Annotated in this window: 15 protein-coding genes; 13 read left to right on the forward strand and 2 right to left on the reverse strand. The window is 67.5% G+C overall.

Annotated features, from left to right (window positions below; translation table 11 throughout):
* The first annotated feature begins 21 nt into the window (after window positions 1–21).
* The 4 genes from EFAMC1_RS07460 to EFAMC1_RS07475 all read left to right on the forward strand — a co-directional run bounded on the left by EFAMC1_RS07460 (window position 22) and on the right by EFAMC1_RS07475 (window position 6,009).
* Window positions 22–1,275: a molybdopterin-binding protein gene (locus tag EFAMC1_RS07460; RefSeq protein ID WP_154053668.1), complete on the forward strand. Its 1,254-nt coding sequence runs from the start codon at window positions 22–24 to the stop codon at window positions 1,273–1,275.
* 170 nt (window positions 1,276–1,445) lie between these two features.
* Window positions 1,446–1,850 (forward strand): hypothetical protein, encoded by a 405-nt coding sequence (locus tag EFAMC1_RS07465; protein WP_154053669.1) that lies wholly within the window; start codon window positions 1,446–1,448, stop codon window positions 1,848–1,850.
* A 6-nt stretch (window positions 1,851–1,856) separates the two neighbouring features.
* Window positions 1,857–3,779, forward strand: a complete 1,923-nt coding sequence (locus EFAMC1_RS07470; RefSeq protein ID WP_154053670.1) for an ABC1 kinase family protein — start codon at window positions 1,857–1,859, stop codon at window positions 3,777–3,779.
* Between the two features lie 313 nt (window positions 3,780–4,092).
* A complete protein-coding gene (locus EFAMC1_RS07475; protein WP_187324603.1) occupies window positions 4,093–6,009 on the forward strand; it encodes a BglG family transcription antiterminator in 1,917 nt (638 codons plus the stop codon).
* A 187-nt stretch (window positions 6,010–6,196) separates the two neighbouring features.
* On the opposite strand, the gene EFAMC1_RS07480 is transcribed toward EFAMC1_RS07475, so the two are convergent.
* Window positions 6,197–7,387, reverse strand: a complete 1,191-nt coding sequence (locus tag EFAMC1_RS07480; protein WP_154053672.1) for a MalY/PatB family protein — start codon at window positions 7,385–7,387, stop codon at window positions 6,197–6,199.
* Between the two features lie 355 nt (window positions 7,388–7,742).
* On the opposite strand from EFAMC1_RS07480, the gene EFAMC1_RS07485 reads away from it, so the two are divergent.
* The 9 genes from EFAMC1_RS07485 to htpG all read left to right on the forward strand — a co-directional run bounded on the left by EFAMC1_RS07485 (window position 7,743) and on the right by htpG (window position 17,251).
* On the forward strand, window positions 7,743–8,789 hold the full coding sequence (locus EFAMC1_RS07485; protein ID WP_187324604.1) for a M20/M25/M40 family metallo-hydrolase: 1,047 nt from the start codon (window positions 7,743–7,745) through the stop codon (window positions 8,787–8,789).
* 129 nt (window positions 8,790–8,918) lie between these two features.
* Window positions 8,919–9,245: a PTS lactose/cellobiose transporter subunit IIA gene (locus EFAMC1_RS07490; RefSeq protein ID WP_154053674.1), complete on the forward strand. Its 327-nt coding sequence runs from the start codon at window positions 8,919–8,921 to the stop codon at window positions 9,243–9,245.
* A 147-nt stretch (window positions 9,246–9,392) separates the two neighbouring features.
* On the forward strand, window positions 9,393–9,755 hold the full coding sequence (locus tag EFAMC1_RS07495) for a PTS sugar transporter subunit IIB (RefSeq protein ID WP_154053675.1): 363 nt from the start codon (window positions 9,393–9,395) through the stop codon (window positions 9,753–9,755).
* Window positions 9,756–9,791: 36 nt separating this feature from the next.
* Window positions 9,792–11,171, forward strand: a complete 1,380-nt coding sequence (locus EFAMC1_RS07500) for a PTS sugar transporter subunit IIC (protein ID WP_154053676.1) — start codon at window positions 9,792–9,794, stop codon at window positions 11,169–11,171.
* A gap of 245 nt (window positions 11,172–11,416) precedes the next feature.
* The gene (locus tag EFAMC1_RS07505; protein ID WP_154053677.1) at window positions 11,417–12,490 is read left to right on the forward strand and encodes a M24 family metallopeptidase; all 1,074 of its coding nucleotides are present in this window, start codon (window positions 11,417–11,419) and stop codon (window positions 12,488–12,490) included.
* Window positions 12,491–12,492: 2 nt separating this feature from the next.
* Window positions 12,493–13,104 carry an RDD family protein gene (locus EFAMC1_RS07510; RefSeq protein ID WP_154053678.1) on the forward strand — a complete coding sequence of 204 codons (612 nt, stop codon included), beginning with the start codon at window positions 12,493–12,495 and terminating at the stop codon, window positions 13,102–13,104.
* 130 nt (window positions 13,105–13,234) lie between these two features.
* On the forward strand, window positions 13,235–13,507 hold the full coding sequence (locus tag EFAMC1_RS07515) for an HPr family phosphocarrier protein (protein ID WP_154053679.1): 273 nt from the start codon (window positions 13,235–13,237) through the stop codon (window positions 13,505–13,507).
* Window positions 13,508–13,842: 335 nt separating this feature from the next.
* The gene (locus EFAMC1_RS07520; protein ID WP_154053680.1) at window positions 13,843–14,451 is read left to right on the forward strand and encodes an AbrB family transcriptional regulator; all 609 of its coding nucleotides are present in this window, start codon (window positions 13,843–13,845) and stop codon (window positions 14,449–14,451) included.
* Between the two features lie 781 nt (window positions 14,452–15,232).
* On the forward strand, window positions 15,233–17,251 hold the full coding sequence (htpG, locus tag EFAMC1_RS07525; RefSeq protein ID WP_154053681.1) for a molecular chaperone HtpG: 2,019 nt from the start codon (window positions 15,233–15,235) through the stop codon (window positions 17,249–17,251).
* Between the two features lie 500 nt (window positions 17,252–17,751).
* On the opposite strand, the gene EFAMC1_RS07530 is transcribed toward htpG, so the two are convergent.
* Window positions 17,752–18,498, reverse strand: coding sequence for an acyl-[acyl-carrier-protein] thioesterase (locus EFAMC1_RS07530; protein ID WP_187324605.1), 747 nt, complete (start codon window positions 18,496–18,498; stop codon window positions 17,752–17,754).
* Window positions 18,499–18,854 lie beyond the last annotated feature (356 nt).

The raw sequence follows: 18,854 nt of genomic DNA on the forward strand, positions 1-18,854 counted from the left end.
CTCGCGAGCGAGGGGAGAGACATGGCCGAGGAGAAGGCTCAGGCTGCGGACCGCGTCCGGGGCGGACGGCCCCGGGACGGCGAGGGCGAGGACGCGCACACGGTGGCGATCGTCACGGTGAGCGACCGCTCGGCGGCGGGCGAGCGCGCCGACGCCGCCGGACCCGCCCTTCGCGATCTGCTCGAGGGCGAGGGCTACGAGGTCGCGAGCGCCACCGTGGTGCCCGACGACCGACCGCGCATCGAGGCGGCCATCACCGAGGCTGCGGCGTCGGACGTGGCGCTCTGCGTCACCACGGGCGGAACCGGGCTCGGCCCGCGCGACGTCACGCCCGAGGCCACTGCCGCCGTGTGCGACCGGCTTGTCCCCGGCATCGGCGAGGCCATGCGCACGGCATCGGCCCAGATCACGCCCTATGCCTGGCTCTCGCGCGCGACGGCGGGCACGCTCGGCCGCACGCTCGTGGTGAACGTCCCCGGCAGCCCCCGCGCGGCGGTCGAGAACCTCTCGGCCGTGCTCAAGCCCGTGGCGCACGGCATCAGGACGCTTCGTGCCGAGGGTCCGCTCGACTGCGCGAGCGAGCGCGTCGACGCCCCGGCTGACGAGGTCGTCATGGTGCCGCCGCTCTCCGAGCGCCCGTGCGTCCTCTTCGACTTCGACGGCACGCTCGCGGACACCAAGCCCGCCATCGTCGACACCGCCCGTCGCGTGCTTCGCGAGTGGGGCATGACGGACGACGAGATCGCCGACCCGGGCCGCCTCGTGGGCCCGCCCTTCCCGGCGGGCTTCTCGCTCGTCTATGGCATGTCCGACGAGGACGCGGCCGAGGTCACGCGCCGCTACCGGGCCATCTACTCCAAGCTGGGCCTCGAGACGTACATGCTCTTCGATGGCATGGCCGAGCTCCTGCAGAGCCTCAAGGCCGCGGGCAGGCGCCTTGCCATCACCACGTCCAAGCGCGAGGAGACGGCCCACACGATGCTTGCCGACAACGGCGTGGAGCAGCTCTTCGACGTCATCGTGGGCCAGACCGACCCCACGCGCGCCGACAAGACGACGCTCCTGGGAGACACGCTCGCGGCGCTGGGATGTTCGGCTGACGAGGCCGTGATGGTGGGGGACCGCTTCTACGACGTGGAGGGCGCGGCCGCGAACGGCGTGCCCTGCGTGGGCGTCTACCTGGGCGGCACCGCACCCAAGGGCGAGCTCGAGGCTGCCGGCGCGGCGGCGTGCGTGCACTCGGTCGAGGGGCTCGGGAAGGTGCTTCTCGGGTAGCAGGTTGCCCACTTCGTCCGCGCGGCCGGCGCGGCGGCTGCGGAAACCGGGGGAGCGGTCTTCCGTCTCGCGCCGCTGAAGGGGCCGCAAACGGGTAGAAGGTACGGAATGGCATCGGGCGCGGCGTGCGCCCATGGTTGCGCGGGGTCCCGCGCGGGAGAGGAGCCATCATGGCAGACTTCACGGACGGCATTGCCGAGGGCGTGCGCAGGGCGTTCCTGGCCGGGGTGGGCGCGGTTGCCTATGGCGCCGAGAAGACCACGGCGCTCGTCGACGACCTGGTGAAGAAGGGCGAGCTTACGGTCGACCAGGGCAAGGACCTCAACCGCGAGCTCACCGTCAAGGCCAAGGCCACGGTCGACGGCGCCCAGGAGACGGTGCTGCGCGCCCGCCTCGCGACGATGACGCCGGAGGAGCGCGCCGCGTTCGTGGCCCGCGCCCAGTCGCTCGCGAGCGACCTCGATGCCAAGGAGGCCGCTGCCAAGGCCGAGGCCACCAAGGTCGAGGTCGAGGACGGCTCCGACGACGCGGCCGGCAAGTCCGAGGGCGACGACGCCAAGGACGCAGAGGAGTAGCGCCGCGTGGCAGAGGGCTCTTCCAACAAGGTCGACAAGGCTGCGGTGCCGGCTGGCCCGGCACCGCGGGACATTGCGCCGGGCTCGTCCGGGGCTCGCGCTCGCATGGACATCCCCCATGGCGACGCCGGCACGGTGTCGTCCGGGCGGGGCGCGACCGGCGCGTCTGGCGCGGTTGGCGTGGGCGCCCCTGCGGACGGCGCCTCCGAGGACGCCATGTGGGAGGCTGCGCTCACCGGCGTGGAGGGTGACCTCGAGGGCGACGACTCGGTCTCCATCAGCCTCTTGCGCGGCATGCGCAGGGACGATGCGAGCCGCTACGGCATCTCGCGCAAGCGCCGCCACGCGCGCCTGCTGCAGATCTTTGGCATCGTGCGCAAGTACGACGTGTTCCGCGGCATCACGCCCGTCAAGTTCCGCCGCCTGCTCGAGGAGCTGGGTCCCACCTTCGTGAAGGCCGGCCAGATCCTCTCCATGCGCTCCGAGATCTTGCCCGAGCGCTTCTGCCGCGAGCTCACCAAGCTGCGTTCCGACGCCGAGCCCATGCCCTACGAGACGGTCATCGCCGTGCTCGAGCAGGAGTACGGCACGAGCCTCGACACCATCTTCGACGCCATCGGCGAGCATCCGCTGGGCTCGGCCTCGGTGGCGCAGGTGCACCGGGCGCGCCTCGCCAGCGGGGCCGACGTGGCCGTGAAGGTGCAGCGCCCGCACGTCCAGGAGGTGATGGCGCAGGACATCGACATCATGCGCTCGCTCGTGCGGCATCTCCTGCCCTTCGTCAAGGGCGACCAGTTCCTGAACCTCACCGACGTGGTGGAGGAGCTCTGGGAGACCTTCCGCGAGGAGACCGACTTCCTCGTGGAGGCGCGCAACCTCGAGGAGTTCCGCCGCAACAACGAGGACTGCAAGTTCGTCACCTGCCCCAAGCCCTACATGGGCCTCTGCACCAAGCACGTCGTGGTGATGGAGTACATCGACGGCATCACTATCTCCAAGCCGGCCCGCCTCATCGACGCCGGCTACGACCTCAACGAGATCGGCACCAAGCTCGTCGACAACTATGCCTCGCAGCTTCTGGACGACGGCTTCTTCCACGCCGACCCGCACCCCGGAAACATCGTGGTCAAGGGCGGGCAGATCGTGTTCCTCGACCTGGGGATCACGGGGCGCCTCTCGCCGAGCCTGCGCCGCATCATGCGCGACATGATCTTCTCCGTGGCCGAGCGCGACACGCCCAAGCTCAAGAGCGCCCTTTTGCGCCTCTCGTCCACCTCGCCGGAGGACGTCGACCACGCCGAGCTTTTGGCCGACCTCGACGAGGTGGTCGACGAGTTTGGCACGGTCAACCTCTCCGACCTCGACCTGCCGGCGTTTCTCGGCGACATCGTCCAACTGGCCCGCCGCAACGGCATCGAGCTGCCGGGCCAGATCACGAGCATGGCGCGCGGCCTCGTGACGCTCGAGGGTGTGCTCGATGAGTTCCTGCCCGGCGTCAACATGGTCGAGATCATCTCGCAGCACATCCGCGCGCACACCGACCGGCGCGCAAAGGCCAAGCACGACGTGGGCGAGCTCGCGATTCGCGGCAGGGCCGCCGCAAAGGGCCTTCTGGGCGCGGCCGCGCAGGCGGAGCTTGCCATGAGCATGCTCACGCGCGGGCAGCTCAAGCTCAACATGGACTTCGTGGGCTCCGAGGACCCGATCGAGGACCTCTCGCACATCGCCGATCGCCTCACGATGGGCGTGCTGTGCGTGGGCTTCCTCATCGCGGCGAGCGCCGTGGTGATGAGCGGACGGGGCGCTGAGGCGCGCTTCACCCTCTTTGACGTGCCGGCCTTCGCGTTCATCTGCTACGTAATTGCCTTCGCTATCGCGCTGGCCGTGCTCAAGGACATCTGGGGCCGCAACCGCCGCCGTCGTCGCTAGCGCCTGCGCGCGAGTGCAGTTGGGGGTGCAGTTGGGGACGTACCGGGGCCCGTGACGCCCCCGTGATGCCGCAGCGCCGGCCAGCGGCCCCGGCGCACATAGCGCTACGAGCGCACCGCTGCGCTGTGTCGCGGATGAGAGCCCATGGTGCCCTGAACTGTCACCCATAGCATCGGGCCACTCCAGTCCCGATGTCGCGCACCCGCGCGCCGCCCTCGGGCGGCGCCAAGCGTGTCCGTCGCACCCAGGCATGACTTGTGCGAAAGCGCAGAGGGGGCATAATGGCTGTGTCAGTGGGGGCAAGAGGGGCGGTATGGGGCAGCAACGCACGCAACAGCTTGTCGCAATCCTGCAGAGCAGTGCGACGTGGACCACGGCGTTCGCGCTCGCCTCGGAGCTCGGCTGCTCGCCGAGAACGGTGAAGAGCGATGTCGCGGCGCTCAACCGCCAGACGCCGGGGCTCGTGGAGGCCAGCGGCAAGGGCTACCGGCTCGCGGACGCCGGCCGCGCCGCCGAGCTGCTCGTCCCGGCCGTCGCCGACGTGCCGCAGACGGCCGAGGAGCGCAAGCGCCAGATCCTGTTCGACTTGCTCATGCGCCACCGCGATGTGTCGGCCGAGGAGCTGGCCGGGCGACTGTGCATCTCGTTGGCCACGCTCGACAATGAGCTCGTTCCCATAAAGCGCGAGCTTGCGGGCTATGGCCTTACGCTGTGCCAGCGCGCCGGCCGACTGTTTGTGTATGGCTCGCCCGCCAGGGAGAAGAAGCTCGTGAGCCAGCTCATCTTTGATGAGACGAAGGGCTTCTTCACCCAGGTCGACCTTATCAACCAGTACTTTCCGCGCCTTGACCTGCCGGCCCTGCAGCGCCGGGTGGACGGCTGTCTGCGCGACGCCGGCTACTACATCAACGGCTATGCGCTGTCCAACCTCATCCTGCATATTGCTATCTTTGCCGAGCGGACGCTTAACGGCTTTGCGCCCGGCGCAGGGGCCACGGTGCGCGCCAAGCTGGCTGGCGCCCATCATGACGACCAAGCGCTCGACGCCCTCGTGGTGCGCGTGCGCGCGGTCATCGAAGACGTGTGCGGCGTGGGGATCTCGGCGGGTGACATGGAGTCGCTGCGCCTCATGCTGTCGGCCAACCTCATCAACTCCGGCGGCGAGGCTCCCGACGACCCCGAGTTTCGCGCGGCGCTTGAGCTGTTTGGTGGCATCGAGCTGCGCGTGCGCGACGAGTACGGCCTCGACTTCTCCGACCGCGACTTCCAACTGCGCTTCTCCCTGCACCTGGCTAACCTGCTGTCGCGCAGCCGTCAGGGCATGTGGCTGAGAAATCCGCAACTTCGCGACATCAAGGAGGGCTGCCCCTTCATCTACGAGGTGGCCGTATTCGTGGCCGGCGAGGTGCAGGAGGCCACCGGTATCCAGGTGGCCGAGGACGAGATCGCCTACATCGCCCTGCACGTGGGCTGCCTGGCCGAGGAGCAGCAGGCCAACGCCGACAAGCTCCACGCAGTGTTCGTGAGCCTGCGCCACAACGCCACCGACGCCGGGCGCCTTGACGACTTCTCCCGTGAGCTGCGCTCGCGCGTGGTGATTGACGGCGTGGTGTCATCGGTGGCCGACATCGCCGACCCCTCGGGCATCGACCTGTTGGTCTCGAGCGTGCCGGTGGCGCCGGGCTACCCGGTGCCGGTGGTGTCCGTCTCGCCGTTCTTGAGCCATCGCGACCTCGAGGCGGTGTCCGAACGCGTGCGCTCGCTGATGCGTGTCCGACGCCGCTCCGCGCTCGAGTGGGGGATGCGCTCGTTTTTCTCGAAGGAGTTCTTTGCGATCCAGCTGGCCGCGGTCGACTGGCGCGACCTGCTCCTGTCGATGAGCGAGGCGCTCGTGGCGGGCGGCTACGCCTTCGCCGACTTTGGCGAGCGGCTCCTCGAGCGCGAGCGCATGGCTTCGAGCGTCTACGGCGACATCGCGATGCCGCATCCCGTCGACATGGACGCGCGTCGCACGGCCGTGTCGGTGGCGCTGTTCCCCAAGGGCATCTCGTGGGACGGCTCGGTGGTCTACCTCGTGGTGATGCTGGCGATCCGCCGCGCTGACCGTGCCTTCTTCCGCGACATCTTCGACCACATCGCCGGCGTGCTGAGCAGTCCCGGCGCGGTGCGCGCCATCGCCCGTGCCCACGACTACGAGGGCTTTATCGAGGCGCTGCTTTCCTACGTGTAGGGTGCACCTGCCCGCCCGGCCACCTGCCTGGACCGCGCCCGCCCGGTTGCCCTTCTCGGCCTCGCTCGCCTGCCTCAGCTCGCCTGCTGCGCAAAAAACGCCACCCGGAAAGCCTGACTTCCGGGTGGCGCCTTTTTTGGATGCGCACTTGCCACATGCGGCCTGGCGAGCGCGGGGTCACTCTGCGTTAGCCCACGAGCTGATGCGCGGCCATACGCTCGAGGCACTCCATGACGAGGCGGCGCGGCATGCCCACGTTGAGCCGCACGAAGTCGTTGCCGCCAGCCACGTAGTGCGACCCGTCCTCGATGATCACGCCGGCCTCGCGCGCCATGTGGCGCGTGATCTGCCCGCCGTCGTGGCCCGTGCCGGCCACGTTGATCCACGGCAGGTACGACGCCGTCATCGGCATGACCTCCCAGCCTTCCATGTTAGTCTCCACAAAGGTGGCCAGCTGGCGGTACGACTCTCCCAGGTAGGCCGTCACGGCGTCGAGCCAGGTCGCGCCCTCGTTGTAGGCCGCTATGATCGCCGCGCAGCCAAACACGTTGGGCGAGGTGATCGAGTTCATCTCCAGCCGGTGGCGGAAGGTGCGCCGCAGCGCCTCGTTGGGGATAATCGCGTAGGACGTCTTGAGGCCGCCCAGGTTAAATCCCTTGTTGGGCGAGGTGAGCACCACGAGGGTGTTGAGGTAACCAACATCGAGCTGCAGCGCCGAGGTGAACGTGCCGGCAAAGACGTGCTCGGAGTGCACCTCGTCGACCACGAGCAGCACCTGGTGGCGTCGGCACAGCTCGGCGGCGCGCGTGAGCTCGTCTGCGCTCCACACGCGGCCGGCCGGGTTGTGCGGCGAGCACAGCAGGTAGACCTTGGGGTGCTCGGCGGCCATCTGCGCGTCGAGCAGGTCGAAGTCAATCGTGTAGCGCCGGTCCTCGTAGACGAGCGGGCTGGAGATCACGCGCACTCCGTTGTGCCGCGCGGCGTAGCCAAACGGGTCGTAGACCGGCGTGTTGAGGATCACGCAGTCGTTGGGCTGACAAAACGCCTGGTACAGGTAATGGAAGGTGGAGACGCAACCGTACGTGAGCGTGATCCAGTCGCGCTGCACCTCGTTGTGGTGGCGCCGGCTTTGCCACGAGATCACGGCGTCGTAGAAGCCGTCGTGGGCCGACGTGTAGCCGAAGGCGCCGTTGGTGGCCACGCGCGTCAGCGCCTCGCGCACACAGGGGGCGGCGGGAAAGTCCATGTCGGCGATCCACATGGGGATGAAGTCGCGTGGGGTGCCGGGAAACTTTTGCTCGATGATCTGTGCGTCCCACTTGCGGGCGTGGTCGACGCTGCGGTCGGCCATCACGTCGAAGTCGAAGGTCTCGGCCATGCTGCCTCCTTGGGCTTGGGCGGGCCGTCGGTCGGCGGCCCTGTCTGGCTCGGGCGCGGCGTGTACGGCGCATGTGGCCCGGGTGCTCGCCGGCGTTGTGCGGGCGCACTGTGGGCCCCGTCCGCGCGCGACCCTGCGCCGCCCTTCATGCTAGGGCGTTTGCGGCGCGCCGGCGTCACGGACCCTGCACCGCAGGCGTGCAACGGGGCTGCGCGTTGCACCGCGGGCGTGCAAGGGTCGATACAGCCATGAGCTGCGCTCGTGCCTAGACTGCAAGCAGATTGAAGTTGGGCGCGCCTCGCAGCCGGGCATGGACCTGCGGCCGACCGCCGCGCCCCGATCCGAGGAGGAGCCTATGAACGAGGGCCTGATCTGCCGTCTGAGCAACGCTGACGCAATCGCCTGTCGCGAGCACGAGGTGCGTGCCGTGATGCATGACGAGCTCGACGCGCTTGCCGACGAGGTGACCTTCGACCAACTGGGCAGCGTCATGTTCAAGAGTGCCGGCACCGAGGATAACCCCGTGCGCGTGCTTGTCTGTGGGCACATGGACGAGGCCGGCTTCATGGTGCGCTACATCTCCGACATCGGCATGGTGCACGTGATCGGCGTGGGCAACCCGCGCAAGAACAGTGTGGACAGTCAGCTCGTACGCATCACTACCCGCTCGGGTGCCAAGGTGCGCGGCGCCCTGTTTGCCAAGCGCGACGCCGACGGCGCGCCCACTGACCTCTACATCGACTTTGGCTGTGAGACGGCCGAGGAGGTCTACGCGCTGGGCATCCAGGTGGGCGACTGGGGCGTCTTTGACGCGACGTGCGCCCCGCAGCCCGACACCGACATCCTGCTGGGCAAGGCCTTTGACGACCGCGCCGGCGTGTACGTGGTGATCGAGGCCATGCGCCGCCTGGCCGCCACCGGGCACGCCGCCGAGCTGTGGTTTACCGGCTCGAGCAGCGAGGAGGTGGGCTGCCGCGGCGCCCAGACCGCCACGGCGCACCTCGACGCCGACATCGTGATTCCCGTCGACATTGCTAACGCGCCCGAGTTCACCCGCACGTGGGAGAACCAGCGCAAGCTGGGCCACGGCCCGATGGTGGTGCACTACGACCGCATGCACGTGCCCAACGAGCGCCTGTTGCACCACGTGGTCGATACGGCCGAAGCCGCCGGCGTGCCCTTCCAGCGCGACATGTTCAAGGGCGGCGGCACCGACGCCGGCACCGCACACCTCGTGGGCGACGGCAAGCTGGCCTGCGTGATCGGTGTGCCGGTGCGCTACTGCCACGGCTCGTGGTCGGTGATGCGCGGGGGCGACCTCGACGCCGCTGTCGACCTCGTGTGCGCGCTGGCTACCTCGTTCGACCGCGCCACCTACGAACGCCTGTGCAGCTTCGACTAGGTGCGTGGTCGCAGGCGTGGCGGGCCGCCCCGTGCGCTCGGTGGCTGCCGCTCCCTCGTGCGCTGTCCGCGCGCACGCATCTGCCACGACACGCTTGCCCTGAGGGGCCAGGAATCGAAAGGAAGTGCCATGGGCACCAACGAACTTCAGGTAATGGAGATTATCTCGTCTGCAGGTGCCAGCAAGGCCAAGGCGTTCGAGGCCATCTCCTGCGCACGGAGGCGCGACTACGCCGCCGCCCACGCGGCCCTCGAAGAGGCCAAGGCCATCGACCTCAAAGCCCACGAGGCGCAGACCCAGCTCATCACGGCTGCGCTCACTGGCGGCGACGAGGGCGCGAGCCTGTTGACCGTCCACGCGCAAGACCACTACATGTGCGCCCAGCTCGCCCGCGACATGGCTGCCGAGCTCGTGGCGATCCTGGAGGACCGCGACGCGGCCTGCGGCTCCGCCTAGGGCCTCCGAGCTCGCCCGGCGCCCGCGCCCGGCAGGTGCGCCCGCGCCTATCCGTAACGCCTGCACCACCCGGCGCCACCTCGGCGCCCCGGCAACGTGGACCGTGCGGGGCCCTCGCCCCGCGACAAAGGGAAGGAAGGTACGACCATGGCAAAGATGAGGATCGTCCTGTGCTGCGCGGGTGGCTTCTCCACCACCATGCTCATGGACCGCATCAAGTCCACCATCCACGAAAGCGCCAAGCTCAACGACGAAGACTTTGAGCTCAAGGCCATCGCCGCTGACCTGCTCGACCAGGAGGTCGACCACATGGACGCCCTGATCATGGGGCCGCAGGTGGCGCACAAGCTCGAGTCGATCCGCCCGCTCATCGAGCCGCGCCACATCCCCTACGTCATCGTGAGCCAGGAGATCTACGGCAAGATGGATGGCGCCACGGTCCTCAAGCAGGTTCTTATTGCCAAGCGCAAGGCCGACCTGGCCCGCGAGACCGCCGAGGGCACCAACTAGCCGCGCCGCATCCCATCGCTTCCAAGGAGGTTTCCGATGTCCGACACCGCACCGGTCGCCCAAAAGAAGGGCGGCTTCGACCGCTTCGAGGAGCTACTCAACAAGTACCTCGGCCCCATTGCCGAGAAGGTCGACAAGCAGCGCCACCTTGGCGCGGTGAAGAAAGCTATGGTGGCCATGACGCCGCTTCTGCTCATCGGCTCTTTCTGCCTGATCCCGGCCGCCATCCCCAACATGATCGGCGAGGCCAACCCCATCTCGGTGTGGATCTTGGCCAACACGCAGTACTTCGACCTCGCCTACAACGTGTCGATGGGCCTCATGTCGGTGTTCGTGGCGGCCGTGATCGCCTACCACCTGGCCCGCTCCTACGAGCTCGACGTGCCCGGCTCGCTGTCGATGGCGCTCGTGGCGTTTTTGCTGCTGTCGCTCGAGATGGACGAGGCCGGTGGTATCTCGCTGGGACAGCTGGGCTCCAAGGGCCTGTTCGTATCGATGTTTGGCGCGATCGTGGCCGTGGAGGTGTACCGTTGGTGCAAGAAGCGCAACTTCACGATCAAGATGCCCGAGACCGTGCCTGACTTCATCTCCAGCTCGTTTGAGGTGATTCCCGTCACGGCAATCGTCATCGCGGTGTTCCTTGCCATCCGCATCTTTTGCAACGGTGTGCTGGGCATCATGCCCTCGCAGATTTTCACGATGGTGCTGGCGCCGCTCGTGGGCTCCATGGACAGCCCCATCGCGGTCACGTTCTACCACATGCTGCGCTGCTTTATCTTCTTCTTTGGCATCCACCCGTCGGTGCTCTCGCCGATCGTGATGCCCATCGCCACGCAGTTCTTGGCCGAGAACATCGCCGCGGTGCAGGCCGGCGGCGTGGCTACCCATATCTTCACCCCCGGTCCGATGTCGGGCTTTGGTGGCTTCACCGGTCTGGGCGTGACCATGGGCGTGGTGATCTGGTTCCTGTTCTCCAAGTCCAAGGCCCAGCGCGAGATCGGCAAGATCGCCTTCATCCCTTCGCTGTTTGGCGTCAACGAGCCCATCCTGTTTGGCGCGCCCATCGTGCTCAACCCGATCATGTTCATCCCGTTCGTGCTCTTTGGCGGTATCATCTCCTCTATACCGTTCTGGTTTATGAGCTGGGGCTGGTTGGACTGCTCCACTTTTACGCCACCGTATGTGGGCGTGTTCCTCGAGGGCTATCTCACCAATTTCGACTGGCGCTCCATCGTGGCCAACGTGGTGCAGCTCGCGCTCGCGATCGTCGCCTACGGGCCGTTCTGCAAGGTCTACGAGCGCCGTGCGCTGGCAGAAGAGGCGCGCGTTGCCGCCGAGCTGGCCGCCGGATCCGCGGCGTCCGAGGTGTCTGCCGAGGATGAGGCGCTGATCGAAGACCTCGACCTGGACTTCTGACGCGGATGCGGGCCTGCGGACGAGGGCGTCCGTGGGCCCGCGCGTGTCGCGTTGGCCCGACGGGCGGCTTTCGCGCCTGGCGTCTGACGACGCAGGCCTAGCGATCGCCGTGCCACTGTACGCGCCCATCGCCGCCCTGCCCGGCCGCTCCACCGCCACCGCACTGCTGTACCGCACTGCCGTACTGCACCGTCTTGCCGCGCCACCGCACCGCCGCATATTCGCGACTACCAATTGGGGGGTCCATGAACGCCCACGTTGAGAACATCCGCGCCTTTCTCGCCGACAACGGTCTCGACGCCTTTCTCGTCAAGAGTAAGGTGATGAAGCGCTACTTGGGCACGCTCACGGGCAGCGGCTGCAAGGTGCTCATCACGCCGAATGCCGGCTACCTCATCTGCGACGGCCGTTACCTCGTGGAGGCGCAGGAGCGCGAGCACGACCTCACGCTGCGCGTTCATGCCCAGGGCACGAGCTTCCTCGAGCCGCTTGCCGAGGTGCTGGGCGAGCTGGGGTGCGCCACGCTGGCCGTGGAGGCCTCCGAGGTGCTCGTGCCCGAATGGCAGCGCCTGCAGGGCCTGGGCGTGGAGCTGCGCCTGTTGGGCGACGAGACGGCCCAGATGCGCATCCGCAAGGACGATGCCGAGATTGCGGCCGTGCAGCGCGCCGTGGACGCGGCCGATGACATCTATGCGCGCGTGGTCGACGAGCTGCACGTGGGCATGACCGAGTACGAGGTGTCGGCCCTTTTGCAGTATTACGCGATTGCAGCCGGCGCCGACGGCATGTCGTTCGATACGATTGTGGCCACCGGTCCGCGCAGCGCTATGCCGCACGGCCGTCCCACCGAGCGCAAGATCTGCGCCCACGAGCCCATCCTCATCGACTTTGGCGTGCAGCTGGCGGGCTACCAGTCTGACATGACGCGCGTGTGCTTTTTGGGCGAACCCACCGACGAGTTGCGGCGCGCGTACGAGGCCGTACTGGCCGCCAACCTCGCCGGCATCGATGCCATCCGCGTGGGGGCGCTCGCCCGCGACGTCGACGCCGCGGCGCGCGCGGTCATCACGCAGGCAGGCTACGGGGAGTACTTCACTCACGGCCTGGGCCACGGCATTGGCTTGGGCGGCGACCTGCCCCTGCTCAACCAGAGCGGCCAGATTGTGCTCGACAACCGCATGATCATGTCGTGCGAGCCGGGAGTGTACCTGCCGGGCGTGGGAGGGGTGCGCATCGAGGACGACGTCTTGTTGATGGACGGCGTGGCGCGCCCGCTCAACGCTACGAGTAAGGTGCTGCGCGTGCTGGAGGTGCGCTAGTCGTGGGACGGCGGGCGGCGGCGCGCACGGTCAAGCGTCGCGAGCTGCCGGCGGCGCCCCCGGCGTCGCGGCTGTACGCCTACGTGATCGACTGGGCGCTGGGCGGCATCGTGAGCGGCCTGCCTGCGGTTTTGGCATTCGCGGCCCTGCGGCGCGACGGCTCGATGCTGGGCACGCTGTACGACTTTGAGGCCACGGGCTATCCGCAGGCGGTGGGCGTGGCCGTGGCCGTGGCGTGCCTGGCCTGCGCGGTGGCCTACTTCGTGGTGGTTCCGTGGGTCGTGTGGCCGGGACAGACGCCTGGCAAGCGCGTGGCCAAGCTGCGCGTGGTGGGGCCGGGCGACGCGACGGTGGGCCTGGGCCGGCTGCTCGTGCGGCAGGTTTTGGTGGGGCTGGTGCTGGAGGGCAGCGGCTTTGTGGCCGCCCGCTACCTGCGCGAGCTCGCGGTGCTTATCACTCGTGTCGACGTGAACTTCTACTGGGAGTGGGCGGGCCTCGTGATCACGGCGGTGTCGGCCGTGCTGGCCTTTGCGCTGCCCGCGCACCGGGCGCTTCACGACTACGTGGCCGGCACGCGCGTGGTCCCGGCCGAGGGGCACCCGCTCACGGCCTAGGGGCCGCAGGGCGCGCGTCGCACGGTGGCGCGTGGCTGGCGCGCACGGCTGCGTGTCCCTGCGCGTTTGATGCCGCTGACGCCCTCCCCATTCATCCTGACACCCTTTGCAACCTCGTAAGGAGCTCTCCATGTATAGCGAGACCGTTACCGTTGTGAATCCGGCCGGCCTGCATGCGCGCCCCGCGGCGCTGCTTGCGACGAAGGCCAACGAGTATGGGTGCGCCGTACGGATCAAGAACGTCACCAAGGGCGGCGACGCCAAGGACGCCAAGTCCATGATCGCCGTGATGACAGCCCAGGTGAGCCTGGGCAACGAAGTCGAGGTGAGCGCCGAGGGCGACGCCGAGCGGCGGGCCGTCGAGGCGCTCGTCGCCTTCATCGCCTCCGGCTGCGGCGAGTAGGTTCGTCCAGGCGCGCGGACTCAGGCCGTCGTCACTGGAGATCGGTTCGAGGGCACAGGCTCACATCCCGTTGTGGGAGATCGGTTCGAGTGCCGGCGTGCGCCTCGATTCGCATGCCGGCCCCTTTGTGCAGCGTGGGCGCCGCCTCGCCCTCGTGGCTTTCCCGGCCTGCACCCCTCAGCTCCTGCCGCCGCCCCGTTCGTCTCACCGCAGGTATGCCAAAACGGAACACGATGAGGACAGGATGGCATGCCCGCTGGCTGGGGTAGCTTGGCCTAGGCACGGTACAATCAACGCAGCACCTCCACATTGGTTTTCGGGCTGAGGGAGTCGCTGTGCTGGCAGTTGCGCTCACGCTGCTCATAGGGGTCGCAGGCTGGCTCGTCGCTCGCAGGCTCGGCCTGTCCGCCCCCGCGATGCTCGACAGCATGCTGGCCGCGGGTATCACCAACGCACTGTTTGGCCCTGCGAGCATGCTGGCCGAGGTGCGCGTCTTTGCCCAGTCGATCTCGGGCGCCTCCATCGCGATGAGTGTGCGGCGCCGTGACCTCGCAAAAGCGCGTAAGCTCATCGCCCCGGTGCTTATCCTCTTTTCCATGCTCACGATAAACGCGCTGCTGCTAGCCCGCTCGCTCGTAGGGTCTACGACCGCCGCCGAGACCTTCTCCAGCGCGTCGGCCTCGGTGGTGCCGGTGCTGTTGCTGTTCGTGAGCTATTGGCTGGTCAACTTCCTGTTCACGCAGATCGGCCGGCACTGCCGCCTGTTTGACGTCAAGAGCGCGATGTTTGCGAGGGCTCCGGGCGGGGCGTTCGACATGGCCCTCATCGCGGCCGACCTCAATGCTGACCTTGCCAAGATCGCGGCCATCCAGATTATTCGCGCCGTGTGCGCCGTGGCCGTGATGCCCACCGTTGTGCTGCTGTTTGCCGCTGCGCTGGGGTAGGGGGCGTGGCCTTTGTTCGGGGTTCGGGGCGCTTGGGGCGGCGCCGCGAGGTGTGTCTGGACGTGAGTGGGCCTTGGCGCGAGGCATGGCGCTGGCGCCCCGCGGCGCGTAAGCCCTGGTGTGCTCAGCCTGGTGCGGGTGCGTCTGCGCGTATCAGTGTGGCCGAGTGCGCATACCGTCATTTGCCGCGGAGGTTTAAAACATCATGCGACTTCGGGCGCCTGTTGCAACGGCGCGGCCGTCCGGCGGTTATAATCGCGAGGTGTGCACCGTCTTAATTATAGCAGTGTCCGTTCGAGCGGCCTTCTGAGGGGCCTTTGTTGCCATCGGGGCTCATTTTGACAGCTAAATAAGGGTGAAACCGCTCCCAGAGAGGGTTGGGCGCCTGCCCAAAAAAGCGGAGTGCACACTTTGAGTTTTCCCATCGAGGGCGGGTTTGGCTGCATGCCATCGGGGGCAACGGGTGGTGTGGGCCGTTCGGCATGAGATTAAGAGCATCTTTTGGCATTGGGCGTAGCGTGATGCATGGTATGCGGTGTATGCCGACGGACCCAAGCCCCGGAGTCGTCGCGCCCCCGTCGCACCATCCGTCCCGCACTCTCCCCACGTCGGCTCCTGCCCTAGCGCCACACCATCGACAGATTCAAAATCCATCTGCATACATGCGCGCATTTGGGATATAAAATCTAAGTCAATCATTAGTAGGTTTGGCCACCACCGCGTCCTGCCCGGCGTCGGCCACGGGTCGGTGCGGCCGGCCCGAGATCACGTGGAGGCTCACATGCGCAAGTTCAAGACAGAGAGCAAGAAGCTCCTCGACCTCATGATCAACTCGATCTACACCAACAAGGAGATCTTCCTCCGCGAGCTCGTCTCCAACGCGTCCGATGCGGAGGACAAGCTCTACCTCAAGAGCCTCACCGACCCGGACGTCAAGCTCGACCAGGACAGCCTCTCCATCCGCGTCACGCCCGACAAGGACGCCCGCACCCTCACCATCTCGGACAACGGCATCGGCATGACGGCCGACGAGCTCGAGAGCAACCTGGGCACCATCGCCCACTCCGGCTCGGAGCAGTTCAAGGAGGCCAACGCCGAGCACCAGGGCGACGACGTCGACATCATCGGCCAGTTCGGTGTGGGCTTCTACTCCGCCTTCATGGTGGCCAAGCAGGTCAAGGTCGTCACGCGCGCCTGGGGCGAGGACGTGGCGCACGTGTGGGAGAGCGACGGCCTCGAGGGCTACACCATCGAGGACGGCACGCGCGAGCACTGCGGCACCGACGTCATCCTCACGCTCAAGGACGACGTGGAGGGCACGGACGGCCAGGAGAGCGAGCGCTATGGCTCGTACCTCGAGGAGTGGACGCTCAAGGACCTCATCCGCCGCTACAGCAACTACGTGCGCCATCCCATCCAGATGATGGTCACCAAGAGCCGCCAAAAGCCCAAGCCCGACGACGCCCCCGACGACTACAAGCCCGAGTACGAGGACTACACCGAGCTCGAGACCATCAACTCCATGACGCCGATCTGGAAGAAGTCCAAGGCCGACGTCAAGCCGGAGGAGTACAACGAGTTCTACAAGTCCACCTTCCACGACTGGGAGGACCCGGCGCGCACCTTCACCTTCCACGCCGAGGGCGCGCTCGAGTACGACGCGCTGTTGTTCGTGCCGGCCAAGGCGCCGTTCGACCTCTACAGCAAGGACTACGAGAAGGGCCTCGCGCTCTACAGCTCCAACGTGCTCATCATGGAGAAGTGCGCCGACCTTTTGCCCGATTACTACAACTTCGTGCGCGGCATCGTGGACTCGCCGGACGTCTCGCTCAACATCTCGCGTGAGACGCTGCAGCAGAACCGCCAGCTCCACGCCATCGCCAACCGCATCGAGAAGAAGGTCACGACCGAGCTCGAGGCCATGCGCGACCAGGACCGCGACGCCTACGAGAAGTTCTTCGAGAGCTTCGGCCGCGGCCTCAAGTTCGGCATCTACCAGAGCTACGGCCAGAAGGCCGACGAGCTGGCTGACCTCCTGCTCTTCTGGAGCGCGCGCGAGAACAAGCTCGTGACGCTGGCCGAGTACGCCAAGGCCATGCCCGAGGGCCAGAAGGCCGTCTACTACGCCGCCGGCGACTCGCGCGACCGCCTCGCCAAGATGCCGGTGGTCAAGGCCGCGCTCGACCACGGCTATGACGTACTGCTCTGCACGGCCGACGTGGACGAGTTCGCCTTCCAGGCCATGCGCAGCTACACCGCCAAGAGCCTGCCCAAGCACTACGAGGACGAGGCTGCCGCCGAGGCCGCGAAGAAGGCCGTCGCCGACGGCGCCGAGCCCGAGGTGGAGGACCGCACACTCGACCTCAAGAACGTGGCGGCGGGCGACGTGGACTTTGCCACCGAGGACGAGAAGAAGGAGGCCGAGGAGGCCACCAAGGAGAACGAGGGCCTCTTCAAGGCGATCGAGGGGGCGCTGGGTGACAAGGTCACGAAGGTCGCCGTGTCCGCGCGCCTGACCGACGCCCCGGTGGCCATCACGAGCGAGGGTCCCGTGTCGCTCGAGATGGAGCGCGTCATGGCGGCCGGCCCGGATGCCAGCGAGGCGCCCAAGGCCCAGCGCGTGCTCGAGCTCAACGCGAAGCACCCGGTGTTTGCCAAGCTGCAGGCTGCCGAGAAGGCCGGCGACAAGGACAAGCTGGCGCTCTACGCCGGGCTTCTCTACGACCAGGCCCTGCTCGTCGAGGGAATCCTACCGGATGACCCCGTCGCCTTCGCGCAGCAGGTGTGCGAGCTGATGTAGGTCCTGGTTGTGAGGTTGGGGCCCTGGCACCATCCATCTCCCGCCCAGACAGCTCCGGTCGCGAAGGACGCGACCGAAGAACTCGTGGGCGACTGATGGTGCCGGGGCCCTCCTTAACGCGGGTCTGTCGCGGGTTGGGCTGCGCGATGGTGCGGGGTGGGAGCAGCCTCGCCTCTTGATGTGGCCCGGGGCCTATGCCGGCTGCGGGCCTGCCCGTGAGTGTGCGCGATAACGAGCCTGCTAACGAACGTGCGCAAAACCGAGTTGTCCGGCGAACGTGCGGATAACCGAGAAAAACAGCGAGTTGCTCGCCCTTTTTCTCGGTTATCCGCACGTTCGTTTGTGGCTGGGAAGAGGACCAGCGCCGGGATGCGCCGCCTCGAGGGAGGGATGCGTCCAGCAGGGGGGGGGCTGGGAAGCGCCCGGCAGGAGGCGGGACACGCCCGGCAGGAGGTGAGACGCGCTCGTCGAGAAGGCCGGGGCCGCCTCGCTCCCTGGCCCTATCCCCGAATCCGCACGATGGCGTATGGGCGGCCGTCGTCGTTGTCGAGGGTGACGATGGCGGAGCCATCGGGCTCGCGGTGGATGTGGGGGAGAATCGTGTCGCCCAGCTTGGCGGCCTGGCTGTAGTGGACGTCGAGCCAGCGGATGGTGGGTGCCGCCGCGCCCCGCTCCTCGCTGAGCGCGCCGAGCGCCATGTTCACGTACTGGGCGTTGTTGACGTGGTGGTTCGTGTCGAGGTGGGCCGCCGTCACGACGACGGGCGCACCCGGCTCGCCGGGCGTGGTGGCGCGCAGGATGCGGGGGATGGGCGGCAGGTCGAGAGGCTTGTCGTGCTTGATGTCGCTCTCGTAGGGGGCCACCTCGTCGGTGGGGATGCGGATGGGTCGGCCGGCCTTCGAGTCGAACATGAACCAACTCGAGTCTGCTCGTACGAGCGGGTGCTCGCAAGCGGCATCGCCGGCCTCGCAGACACAGAAGTTGCGGTCGGCGCGCAGACCCTTGAAGCCCGTGGCCCAGGTGCTCACGGCAATCTCCTCGCCAAAGCGCGGCAGCCTTTCGATCTCGATCTCCCAGGCGCTCAGCAGCCACGCGAGGCCCGTTTCGCGCGCGTGCTCCGGCCACATGCCCACGCTCTCGGAGTGGAAGGTGCTGCAGTCCTGCAGGTAGTTCACGAGCGCCGGGATCGCGAGGATGCCCCGCTCGTCTATCTCGCTGAACCTGACCCTGCTCGTGAAGGTGTACATGCGCCGTCCCCGCCTCGCGTCTGCCGATCGTGCCGCCCGCCTGGGCCTCGCGGCCCTTTGGCAACGGAGGAGATTGTACCCGTTGGTCGGCTGCCCTCTCCCGGGCGGGAGGGCGCTGCGGTGCCGGGCGTCGCGCTGGCTCAGGCTCAGGCGTGCAGAACGCAGGTGTGCAAAACGAACACGTCCCCAATTGCACACCCATGCGAAAAGCGCATGGAGATTAACGAGGTTCTCGCTGTTTGCTGGGGTTGCCAGCGTCCGTGCGGGGGCGAGGGAAGCGTGGCTCATGGAGGGGCCGTGCGGGGGCGAAGCCTGTGCAGGACGAAAAGGGGGCGCCCGCAGGCTGAGCCTGCGGG

The organism is Olsenella uli, assembly GCF_901212675.1.
Taxonomy (GTDB): Bacteria; Actinomycetota; Coriobacteriia; order Coriobacteriales; family Atopobiaceae; genus Parolsenella; species Parolsenella uli_B.

Bases quoted from the DNA above. Each gene is read 5' to 3' on its own strand.
- EFAMC1_RS07485 (WP_187324604.1), top strand. From the start codon at position 7,743: ATGAACGAGGGCCTGATCTGCCGTCTGAGCAACGCTGACGCAATCGCC.
- EFAMC1_RS07490 (WP_154053674.1), top strand. From the start codon at position 8,919: ATGGGCACCAACGAACTTCAGGTAATGGAGATTATCTCGTCTGCAGGT.
- EFAMC1_RS07465 (WP_154053669.1), top strand. From the start codon at position 1,446: ATGGCAGACTTCACGGACGGCATTGCCGAGGGCGTGCGCAGGGCGTTC.
- EFAMC1_RS07500 (WP_154053676.1), top strand. From the start codon at position 9,792: ATGTCCGACACCGCACCGGTCGCCCAAAAGAAGGGCGGCTTCGACCGC.
- EFAMC1_RS07460 (WP_154053668.1), top strand. From the start codon at position 22: ATGGCCGAGGAGAAGGCTCAGGCTGCGGACCGCGTCCGGGGCGGACGG.
- EFAMC1_RS07475 (WP_187324603.1), top strand. From the start codon at position 4,093: ATGGGGCAGCAACGCACGCAACAGCTTGTCGCAATCCTGCAGAGCAGT.
- EFAMC1_RS07515 (WP_154053679.1), top strand. From the start codon at position 13,235: ATGTATAGCGAGACCGTTACCGTTGTGAATCCGGCCGGCCTGCATGCG.
- EFAMC1_RS07480 (WP_154053672.1), bottom strand. From the start codon at position 7,387: ATGGCCGAGACCTTCGACTTCGACGTGATGGCCGACCGCAGCGTCGAC.
- EFAMC1_RS07505 (WP_154053677.1), top strand. From the start codon at position 11,417: ATGAACGCCCACGTTGAGAACATCCGCGCCTTTCTCGCCGACAACGGT.
- EFAMC1_RS07530 (WP_187324605.1), bottom strand. From the start codon at position 18,498: ATGTACACCTTCACGAGCAGGGTCAGGTTCAGCGAGATAGACGAGCGG.
- EFAMC1_RS07495 (WP_154053675.1), top strand. From the start codon at position 9,393: ATGGCAAAGATGAGGATCGTCCTGTGCTGCGCGGGTGGCTTCTCCACC.
- htpG (WP_154053681.1), top strand. From the start codon at position 15,233: ATGCGCAAGTTCAAGACAGAGAGCAAGAAGCTCCTCGACCTCATGATC.